This window comes from Candidatus Limnocylindrales bacterium, assembly GCA_035571835.1.
Classification (GTDB): domain Bacteria; phylum Desulfobacterota; class Binatia; order UBA1149; family CAITLU01; genus DATNBU01.
Genome location: DATNBU010000014.1, coordinates 1 through 10,442, shown reverse-complemented (window position 1 = coordinate 10,442; position 10,442 = coordinate 1). Strand labels below are relative to the sequence as shown.

Annotated in this window: 7 protein-coding genes; 3 read left to right on the top strand and 4 right to left on the bottom strand. The window is 66.7% G+C overall.

All coding sequences use genetic code 11. From position 1 onward, the window contains the following. From VN634_06505 to VN634_06495, 3 genes are all read left to right on the top strand, one after another. Positions 1 to 892 (top strand): YfhO family protein (locus VN634_06505; GenBank protein HXC50511.1); only part of this gene is annotated, 892 nt, incomplete at its 5' end. A 207-nt stretch (positions 893 to 1,099) separates the two neighbouring features. Beyond that, positions 1,100 to 5,644 carry a hypothetical protein gene (locus tag VN634_06500; protein ID HXC50510.1) on the top strand — a complete coding sequence of 1,515 codons (4,545 nt, stop codon included), beginning with the start codon at positions 1,100 to 1,102 and terminating at the stop codon, positions 5,642 to 5,644. Between the two features lie 129 nt (positions 5,645 to 5,773). Continuing rightward, positions 5,774 to 6,193, top strand: coding sequence for a hypothetical protein (locus VN634_06495; protein ID HXC50509.1), 420 nt, complete (start codon positions 5,774 to 5,776; stop codon positions 6,191 to 6,193). A gap of 1 nt (position 6,194) precedes the next feature. Here the strand turns inward: VN634_06495 and VN634_06490 are convergent, their stop codons facing one another. The 4 genes from VN634_06490 to VN634_06475 all read right to left on the bottom strand — a co-directional run. Beyond that, positions 6,195 to 7,835 carry an adenylate/guanylate cyclase domain-containing protein gene (locus VN634_06490; protein HXC50508.1) on the bottom strand — a complete coding sequence of 547 codons (1,641 nt, stop codon included), beginning with the start codon at positions 7,833 to 7,835 and terminating at the stop codon, positions 6,195 to 6,197. Continuing rightward, entirely contained in the window at positions 7,832 to 8,626 is a 795-nt protein-coding gene (locus tag VN634_06485) for a Rieske (2Fe-2S) protein (GenBank protein ID HXC50507.1), read from the bottom strand. Before VN634_06485 ends, VN634_06490 begins: the two co-directional genes overlap by 4 nt. Further along, complete coding sequence (locus VN634_06480; GenBank protein ID HXC50506.1) at positions 8,623 to 9,459, bottom strand: glycerophosphodiester phosphodiesterase; 837 nt, start codon at positions 9,457 to 9,459, stop codon at positions 8,623 to 8,625. Before VN634_06480 ends, VN634_06485 begins: the two co-directional genes overlap by 4 nt. An 87-nt stretch (positions 9,460 to 9,546) precedes the next feature. Then, positions 9,547 to 10,442: AMP-binding protein (locus VN634_06475; GenBank protein HXC50505.1), on the bottom strand; the 896-nt coding region annotated here is incomplete at its 5' end.

Sequence of the window (10,442 nt, the reverse complement as noted above, 5' to 3'; positions counted from 1 at the left end):
CTTCCTTCGTGACTCCGATACCGTACTTCACGCGCGCGAGCATCAGTTTGCCGACCTGCGCTCCCGCATGACGCTGCAGGACCGCGCATACGCCTTCGGCAAGCATCCGGACTACACGCTCACGCCGAAGACGCCGCAGGTATTCGGTGTGCGCTCGATCGACGATTACGAACCGCAGACCTCTCGTCGCCTCGCGATGCTGCAGATGGTGCTTCGAAGCGATCGTCTGCTGACTCTCACCGAATACCTCAGGGGCATCTGGCATTCGCCGGCGAATCGACGAGTGATGAACCTCATGGCGACGCGCTATCTGCTGGTCGACCTCGTGGGCGGCAAGTCGGTCGAAGGCATTCCCGGCCTGCCGCTGACGCGCGTGTGGCAGGAGGGCACCACGGTGCTGTACGAGAACACCACTGCGATGCCGCGGGCTTTTTATGTGCCGATGATACGGATCATCCCGGATCCCGAGGAACAGGTGCGTATCCTCGGCAGCCGGACACATAACGCACGCCGCATCGCGCTGGTGGATGAGGCGCCCGCAGACGGGTTCCTCGGATCCGACTCCTCGGGCACAGGTGAAGCGACGGTCCGCGCTGATCGCTCCGAGATGCTGGACGTGCACGTGAGCGCATCGAAAGAAGGGTTTCTGTCACTGTCCGATCAATACTATCCGGGCTGGGAAGCGACCGTGAACGGGATCCCGACTCCGATCCAGCGCGGCAATGCTGCATTCCGCGTCGTCCGCGTACCTGCGGGCGAGTCGGACGTGGTGTTTCATTACCGGCCGTTGAGCGTGCGGCTCGGTGCCGGCATCTCGGTGGCGACGTTCGCGGCACTGCTTCTGTGGTACGTGAGTCGGCGACGACGCATGAAGACTGCTGCGGAATTCTGAAGCCGACGTAATCTTCGGGCACGCTTCCCCGGCGTTCGACGTTGACCGCGCAGACGACTCGCGGCGATCGAGCAGCGCATGGTGGCCTGCGTCACGATACGCAACGCTGGACCGCATTTGCCGCTGGTGTGACCTCTCGAGGGCAGCTAGAAAGGCTTGCGACGCATTTCGCCGTCGACGCGAAATCCGCCGTCTTCAAGGGGGCACATGCTGCATTCCACGCAATTCGGGTCGTCGAGCCGCGCCGCCAGGCGAACCGCTGGTGTCATCCGCTGCGTGGTCGCCATGCTCGCGGTGCTCTGCGCTGCGGCGACTCCTGCCCTCTCATCGCACACCGCCGATCCGAACGATCACTGGTATCCGGGATTCTACGGCCCCGGCTCGGGATCCTGGGAGGCCGGCATCGACAAGATCGTCGTGCTCGGATCGGACGTATACGCCACTTCGAGGGAGTTCGACCACGTCACCACCGCGTCGAGCCGCGTGCTGAAGTGGGACGGGCATGCGTGGTCGCGCCTCGGCGGACGATTCACCACCTCCACCTTCGCCGACGGCTACATCACGTCGCTCGCCGTGTTTGGCGGCGAGCTTTACGTGTGCGGGAGCTTCACTGGCGTCGATGGCGTCGCGGCCAAGTCCATCGCCAGGTGGAACGGCAGCACGTGGACGCCGGTCGGAAGCGGCGACGGCGGTTTCGACGGTTACGTGGTGGCGCTCACCGTCAAGGACTCCGCCCTTTACGCCGCCGGCACATTCACGACCGCCGACTACGCTCCCGCGATGCGCATCGCAAAGTGGAACGGGTCGGCGTGGAGCGCGCTCGGCAGCGGACTCAGCCACGATGCGACGGCGCTGGCCGTATACGGCACCGACCTCGTCGTCGGCGGATATTTCAACTCGGCGGGCGGTGTTGCCGCAAACCGCATCGCAAAGTGGAACGGCACCTCGTGGAGCGCGCTCGGCACGGGCACCGACGGAAACGTCAGCGAGCTCGCCGTTGCCGGCGGCAACCTGTTCGCCGGCGGAAGCTTCACCCAGGCCGGAGGGCTGTCGGCGAACGGTATCGCAAAGTGGAACGGTTCGGCATGGTCGACGGCCGGCACCGACCCGAACGTCACCGTCTCTTCGCTCGCAACGACCGGCACGCAGCTGTTCGCGGTAGGGAAGTTTGCGCCCGGCTCGCCGCGCGCGATCGCCGAATGGAACGGAACGAGCTGGGTCGCGATCAGCGACGTGATCACGTCGATCTCGTCGATCGCCGTGTCCGGAACGACGTTCTACGTCGGCGGATCGTTCGAATCGATCGGCGGCGTCTCCGCGCACCATATCGCGACCTGGGACAGCGCGGGCGACGTCTGGCGAAGCTTCGAAGAGTTCGCGTGCGTTGCGCCGGGCTGCACGTCGAAGGGCATGGATGCCTCCAGCAGCGTCACGGCGCTCGCCCAGAGCGGCGGCAACGTCTACGCAGGCGGAAGTTTCTCGTCGGCGGGCGGCGTCGCCGCAAATCATGTCGCAAAGTGGAACGGCAGCTCGTGGAGTGCGCTCGGCGCCGGTGTGACGGACAACGTCGCGGCCATCGCCGCGAGCGGCAGCGACGTCTATGCCCAGGTGCAGCCGCTGAACGGCGCCGGAAGCTTCGTCAAATGGAACGGAAGCGCGTGGAGCACGCTGTCGACCAGCAGCGGCGTTGCCGCGATCGCCGTGATCGGCTCCGACGTGTACGCGGCCGGCACGTTTACGAGCATCGGCGGAGTCGCCGCCAACAACATTGCGAGGTGGAACGGGTCGAGCTGGAACGCGCTCGGCAGCGGCACCAACGACAGTGTGCGCGCGCTCGCGGTGATCGGCTCGAACCTTTACCTTGGTGGCTACTTTACCAGTGCAAACGGCGTTTCGGCGACGTACGTCGCGAAGTGGAACGGCTCGACATTCAGCGCGCTCGCCGGCGGGGCTGCTCCGGCGACGGTGGTACTCTCGCTGGCGGCCAGCGGGACAGACCTCTATGCCGGCGGCATAGGCGTATACAAATGGAACGGCTCGAGCTGGACGTACTCGTTTCCGAACCTCTCATCGTTCTTCCCGGTCACGTCGCTCGCTGCCATCGGCAGCGAAATCTTCGCCGCGTCACAATACGCTGAGAACGACAGCAGGGCCTTCAGCTACATCCGCCGCTGGAACGGCTCATCATGGACCGGCCTCGGAAGCGGGCTGAATCTCGAAGTCTTTGCGCTCGTGGCCAGCGGGACGGACGTATTCGCCGGCGGGCCGTTTTCCGTAGCCGGCGACAAATCGTCCATCGCCATCGCGAGATGGAATGCGTCGACGTTCGCAGCGTGCGGCAACGGGACCGTCGATGCCGGCGAGCAGTGCGATGACGGAAACACCGCGGCGAACGACTGCTGCTCGCCGGAATGCTGGTTCGAAGACCCGTTCGGATCGTGCCGGACCGAAGCCGGTCCGTGCGATGCCGCCGAACACTGCACCGGCAGCGCCTCGACGTGTCCGGCCGACGCGAAGAGCGCGCAGCGCTGCCGCCGCGCGGCGGGCGTCTGCGACGCCGCCGACTTCTGCAGCGGCGCAGCGAACACGTGTCCGGCCGATGCAAAGCTCACGACGGCTTGCCGGTCGGCGGCCGGCATCTGCGATGCGGTCGAAGTCTGCAGCGGCGCGTCGAACGACTGCCCCGCCGACCTGCGCGGTACGTTCGTGTGCCGGCCGGCAGCCGGAGTCTGCGATACGGCCGAGTCCTGCGACGGCACCAGCCTCGCGTGCCCGTCCGATGCAAAGCTCGCAAGCGTCTGCCGCGCATCGGCCGGTGTCTGCGATCTGCCGGAGTCCTGCGACGGCGTCGCGAACGTCTGTCCGGCAGACACGAAATCGACGGCCGTCTGCCGCGCTTCCGCGGGCGTGTGCGACCTGGCCGAAGTCTGCAGCGGCGCCGGCGACGCGTGCCCGATCGACGCGAAGAGCACGGGAACCTGCCGTGCGTCGGCCGGAGTCTGCGACGTCGCCGAAACCTGTGACGGCGCGGCCAACACGTGTCCGACAGACGCAAAGTCGACGTCGACGTGCCGCGGTTCCGCCGGCGTCTGCGATCTCGCCGAGGTCTGCAGCGGCGCAAGCAACTCGTGTCCGCCCGACGCGAAGTCGACCTCGATCTGCCGCGCATCCACCGGTGCCTGTGATCTGCCGGAGTCCTGCGACGGCGTCGCGATCTCGTGTCCGGCCGATGCGAAATCGACGGCGATCTGCCGCGCTTCGTCCGGCGTCTGCGATCTGGCCGAAGCCTGCAGCGGCGCCGGCAATACCTGCCCCGCCGATGCAAAGAGCACAGCGACATGCCGTGCATCGGGCGGCGTCTGCGACCTGGCCGAAGTCTGCAACGGGACAGGCGACACATGTCCCGCCGACGCGAAAAGCACGGCAACGTGCCGCCCTTCCGCCGGCGTCTGCGACGCCGCGGAAGCATGCGACGGAACCGGTCTCGCGTGCCCTTCGGACGCGAAGCTTGCTACCACGTGCCGCGCATCCGCCGGTGTCTGTGATCTGCCGGAGTCCTGCGACGGCGTCGCGAGCTCGTGCCCGGCCGATGCGAAATCGACGGCGATCTGCCGCGCTTCGTCCGGCGTCTGCGATCTGGCCGAAGCCTGCGGCGGCGCCGCCAACACCTGCCCGGCCGATGCAAAGAGCACAGCGACCTGCCGCGCATCGGCCGGCGTCTGCGACATCTCCGAGACCTGCGACGGCGCGGCCAACACGTGTCCGCCCGACGCAAAGTCGACGTCGACGTGCCGCGGTTCCGCCGGCGTGTGCGATCTGGCGGAGGTCTGCAGCGGCGCAAGCAACACCTGTCCGCCCGACGCGAAGTCGACCTCGATCTGCCGCGCTTCCGCCGGTGTCTGCGATCTCGCCGAGGTCTGCAGCGGCGCCGCCGATGCATGCCCTGCCGACGCCAGGCGGACGACGCCATGCCGCGCAGCAACCGGAGAGTGCGACCTCGTCGAGAGCTGCGACGGCGTCACGAACCAGTGCCCGACCGATGTCGCCGCAGCATTTGGAACCTCGTGCACAGCCGACGCAGCCGCGTGCACCGCAGATCGCTGCGACGGCGCCGGGGTCTGCGAGCATGTCGCCGACGGCAGCGTCTGCGACGACTTCAATCCATGCACGACCGACGCATGCGATTCGTCGAACGGATGCTCGAACGAAGGCATTCCCGTTCCGCCGTCCGGCTGCGGCCTTGCGACGCGCTCCAAGATGATCCTCTCCGACAGCGCGAGCGACGATTCGGACAAGCTCAAGTGGAAGTGGAGTCACGGCGCCGCAATCGGCCACGCCGATCTCGGCCAACCGGACGAGACGACCACCTACGCGCTTTGCATCTACGACAACGAAGCTTCGAGCCCGGTGCTGGTTTCCTCGGTGATCGTCGAGCCTTCCGCCGATTTCTGGAAGAGCGGCGATCCGAGAGGCTGGAGCTACAGCGAGCCGGACGGCATCTCGTCCGGTGTCCGCAAGCTCGGCATCCACGCCGGCATCGCCGGAAAAGCCAAGATCTCGATGACCGCTGCCGGGGTCTCGCTTCCACTGCCGGGCCCCATCGACGCGGACAGCTACTTCGCCGAGCAACCGAGCGTCCTCGTGCAGCTCGTGACCGACGACGGGATGTGCTGGCAGAGTGAATTCTTTCCGGACCGTACGCCGGCCAATGGCGCGACTGCTTTCCGGGCGAGCGTCGACGGACTTCCCTGAGAGCCCGCGGCGCGGGTCGCCGCGACCAGGCTCACAAACGCATGTCGGCTTGCTTCAGCTCTGGCAGGCGACTACTTCCCTTGAACCGGGCTCCCTGAGTGCGTCCGGAAACTCCAGGGAGAATTCCACATGCGAAAAATCTCGATTGCGGTGCTCGGTGCCGCTCTTCTTTTCATCCCGTCCGCCACGGTTCACGCAGGCTCGGTCGCGAGCGCGGCAAAAAAAGGAGCCGCGGTCGGCCTCGCGAACGTCAGCCTGTTTGCAGGAACAATCGCTTCGAAAGGCGGTAAGGGGACGACCGATGTCACCATTACCAGCTTCAGCCCGGGTTTCGTAGATCTGAAGTTCACCGGAAAGTATCCCGACGACATCACGCCGGGCAACGTCATTCTCCAGAGCACGGCGCAGAGCGCGAATTACAGCGTGACGAACGGATTCGTCTCGTCGGCATCGCCGACCGAGATCGACGTGACGATCTACGAATGGTCGTCGGACACTCTGAACAATCAGACCGACAACGTTTTTATCGCGCTTTTCATCGGCGGCTGATCTACGCGGATGCCAGCGAGGCTTCGCCCGGGCCGATCGCGTAAAGCGTGACCGGCTCGCGGCGGCCGCGCAGCGCGATGGATTCGGTGCGCCGCACCGGAGCCTCGAGCCCTCCCTGCCTCGCGAGCAGGAACGTCTCGGCCGATGCGACCACGCCGCCGTAATCCTTGGCGGCCTGCTGCAGCCGCGCCGCGACGTTGACGGTGTCGCCGACCACCGTGTACTCGTGCCGGTCGAACGATCCGATCACGCCGGCAACGACTTCGCCGCTGTGCACGGCGATCGTCACGGCAAGCTCCTCGTTGCCTTCCGCGCGCCGGCGCGCGTTGACGTCCTTCAGTTTCTCCTCGAGCCCGAGCGCGCAGCGAAGGCCCGCCACCGCCGCTCGCCGCACGTTCTCGACGCTGCGGTCTTCGTCGAGCAGCCCGAACACGACGAGCGCGGCGTCGCCGATGAATTTGTCGACGAGGCCTCCGCATTCGCGCACCCACGCGGTCGTCACCGTGAAGAATTCGTTGAGCGTCGCGACCGCTTCCTCGGCGCCGTGCGATTCGGTGAACGCGGTAAAGCCGCGCAGGTCGCAGAACAGCACGGTCGCCTCGCGAAGCTCGCCGCCCTGCCCGACGTTGCTGCTCAGCAGGCGGTCGCGCACGCTGGGCTCCACGACGCGGCCGAACGACTGGAGAATGCGCTCGCGGTCGCGCAGCGCCGCGACCATCTGGTTGACGCCGTCTTCGAGCACGCCGATCTCGTCGGCCGAGTCCACGCGGACGCGAACCTCGAGATCGCCGCGCTGCACGCGCTTGAGGGCCGCCGCCGCTTCCTCGATCGACTGCGTCACGGTGCGCGTGACGAGGATCGCGAGCACGCCGCCGACCAGCACGTAGACGACGAACGTCGCTTCGCTTGCCGTGGCGAGCTCGCGCAGCAGCGTAACGGCCTCCAGGCCGTGCTCGATACGGTATTGGGCGGTCTGATGCAGGCCGAGGTCCAGACGGGCCTGAGCAGCCCGCGTAAGGCCGAGCATCACGAACATCGGGATGAACGACAGCGCGAGCAGCAGCTGGAAGAAGCGGCCGCGTACGCCGAGCGCGACTGCGCCGCGGACACCGGCGAGGCCGCCCTCCGGAAAGACCTTCGGATAGACCATCGCACGGTAGACGCGATCGACGAGAAAGTACGAGATCGTCGCGGCGAGGTAACCGTTGATGAGCGGCGTCAGGATGTGCTGCGACGCGAGCTCCGGCGCCCACCGGTGGAACCTTCCGAGCGTGATTCCGATGAACAAGGGGATCCCGGCGAACCAAGCGAGAAAACCCGACAGCGCATACATCAGCGGCGCGCTGATCACGCGGCGCTGGACGAGCGCCGGAGCCGGCTGCACGGCGCCCGCTTCGAACCACGACAGGACGGGCCGCAGGTACCAGTACAGGAAAGCGATGACGCTCGGGTAAGCGATGCCCTGCCAGTAACGCACGTACAGCAGGCTGTGCGCGCGCACCTCCTCGGCAAAACCGCTGACGCGCGACATCACCGCGATCGACTCTTCGGCGGCGAGCCCGGCAACGCGATTGGCGATCATCGCGATCGCGAACGACAGCCAGAACCACAGCGGCGGATTGGGAAAGCGGCGCAGGCTCATGGCAGCCGCAGCGTGACGTCGCCTTCGCACGCGTTGATCTCGATGACGCCTGCCCGGCCCATGCGAAGCCCGCGGCCGTCCGAGCTCGCACCGCTTCGCACGTCGAAGCGGTAACCGTGCCACGGGCAGACGGCTTCGCACCCGGGCCCGGCCGCAAGCGGACCGCCGAAATGCGGGCAGCGGGTATCGTACGCCACGAGGCGACCGTCGATGCTGACGACGCGCAGGCGTCGTCCGGAAAGCTCGACGTCGAGCGGAAGCCGATGCGCGAGCTCGCGTACGCGGCCGAGGGAAACCGTCTTGTCGGCGGCCTGATCGAGCGCGCCCGGCACATGCTGGCTCGCATCGAGCACACGCTGGCGCTCGCGCATCATCGCTTCGTCCTGGTCCCACAGCTCGACGTAAAGCGTGCGATAGAGCTCGCCGATCGAAGCTTTCGATTCGTCGGCAGCCCACGGAAGGTGGAATTCGACGACGATGCCGGTCGCCTCGGGGCCGCGCGGAAAAAGCCGCGTCAGGATTTCCGTTCCCGCTCCGGCGCCCGAGACGGTGCGCGACCAGTAGCACAGACCGGCACGATCGAGCCGCACGTCGATCTCCGCGCCTTTTCCCGGCGCACCAGGCAGACCGATCTCGGCTCGCCATCCATCGTCGTTGTGCGCGAGCAGCGAGATGCTCGAGAACGCCTGCGAATGCAGATGCGGAAGATGCTCCCAGTCGAGCACGTTCTCCCAGATGCGTTCGAGCGATACCGGAAGCTCGCGCTCGTAGACTGCTGCCGGCGAGCTCATCGCGAACGCCCTCGCGCGGCTTCGGCGCCAGCCAGCGGCGGGCGCAGGCCGTTTCGTTCCATGACCGCCCGCGCGCGCGACGGGAAATCGCTCATCAGCCCGTCGACGCCGAGATCGAGAAGCCGCTCCATCTCGGCCTCGTCGTTGATCGTCCAGACGTGCACTTCCATGCCGAGCGCGTGTGCAGCGCGAAGGAACGCCGGAGAGACGACCTCGATTCCCTCGTGCTCGGGCGGAACCTGGAGCGCCTTTCCCGGCGGCACGTACCCGTCGAACGATCCGTTCATGCAGCATCCGTAGAACTCGAGAACCTCGTCCGCCGAAAGGCTCGTCACCGCGCCGGGCGCGACCTCGCGAATGCGCTTGACGATCGCGTCTTCGAACGCTGCGCTGAGCACGCGATCCCTCGCGTCGTAGCGGTCGAGCAGATCGAAGTACCGTTCGATCGTGCTTCCGTCGTCGGACTTGATCTCGATGTTGAGCGGCGTGTGCCGAAACTCCTCGAGCACCTCGGCAAGCGCCGGAATACGGACGTTGCGACCGCGCCATGGATGGTCGCCGTGCTCGTCGACGAAGTGGTACCCGGCGTCGAGGCGCCGGAGGTCGTCGCTGTGCCACGCGGCGATCGGGCCGCTGCCGTCGGTCGTGCGGCCGAGATCACTGTCGTGGAAGACGACGATCTCGCCGTCGAGCGTCGAGTGCACGTCGAGCTCGAGACGATCGGCACCGGCGGCGAGCCCCTCGGCGAACGCTTCGATCGTATTCTCGGGCGCAACGCCGGACGCGCCGCGATGTGCGAAAAGGCGAGGACGAGGACCGTCGAACCAGGACACGCGGCGAGGGTAACCTTCCCCGCGTGCTCGCGAAAGCACGGGCGAGCGGGCGGCCGTCACCCTGTGGCCCGCATCGCGGCTGCAGTCTTACTGAGGCGCCGCGACCTGCTCTTTGGCCCAGCGATAGTCGGCCTTTCCGCTCGGGCTGCGCAGGATCTCGTCGCGGAATACGAACGCCTTCGGAAGCTTGTAGCGCGCGAGCCTCTTGGCGGCCTCGTCGAGCAGCGATTTTTCGCTCGCGGCGACCCCGCCGCGCAGCGCGACGACTGCAACCACTTCCTGCCCCCAGCGCTCGCTCGGCCTTCCACAGACGACGACGTCGTAGACGGCGGGATGGTGCTTGAGGGCCTGCTCGACCTCTTCGGCGAAGATCTTCTCGCCGCCGGAGTTGATCGTGACCGAATCGCGCCCGAGCACTTCGATGAGCCCGCTCTCGAGATGGCGCGCACGGTCGCCGGGAACCGAGTAGCGAACGCCGTCGAGAGTCGGGAACGTTCGTTCGGTCTTGGCGCGGTCGCCGAGGTATCCGAGCGGAACGCGGCCGGCCTTGGCGAACCATCCGATGCCTTCGTGGCCGGGCGCGAGCACTGCCGTGAGATCGTCCGACAGCACGCAGTTGCCGGGCTGCGGCATGAAGCTCCCGGTCGACGTGCCGGTGCTCTTCGAGCTGAGGTTCGACGCCTGCGCACCGCTTTCGGACGAGCCGATGCCGTCGTAGATCATCACGTCGGGCAGCTTGTCGAGAATCTCTTCCTTGATGCCCACGTTGAGCACTGCGCCGCCGCTCGCGACCAGCATCAGGCTCGACAGGTCGTAGGATTTCTTTTCGAGCTGGTCGAGCAGCGGCCGCGCAAACGCGTCGCCGACGATCAGCAGCGCCTGCACCTTCTCGCTCGCGATCGTGCTCCAGATGTCGTCCGGATCGAGCTTCTTGGTGTCGTCCTGGATCACGATCGTGCCGCCGGCGTTCATCGAGTTGAACG

What these genes read in the sequence shown, in the direction of transcription:
- VN634_06500 (HXC50510.1), top strand. Translation starts at nt 1,100, where the DNA reads ATGCTGCATTCCACGCAATTCGGGTCGTCGAGCCGCGCCGCCAGGCGA.
- VN634_06495 (HXC50509.1), top strand. Translation starts at nt 5,774, where the DNA reads ATGCGAAAAATCTCGATTGCGGTGCTCGGTGCCGCTCTTCTTTTCATC.
- VN634_06490 (HXC50508.1), bottom strand. Translation starts at nt 7,835, where the DNA reads ATGAGCCTGCGCCGCTTTCCCAATCCGCCGCTGTGGTTCTGGCTGTCG.
- VN634_06485 (HXC50507.1), bottom strand. Translation starts at nt 8,626, where the DNA reads ATGAGCTCGCCGGCAGCAGTCTACGAGCGCGAGCTTCCGGTATCGCTC.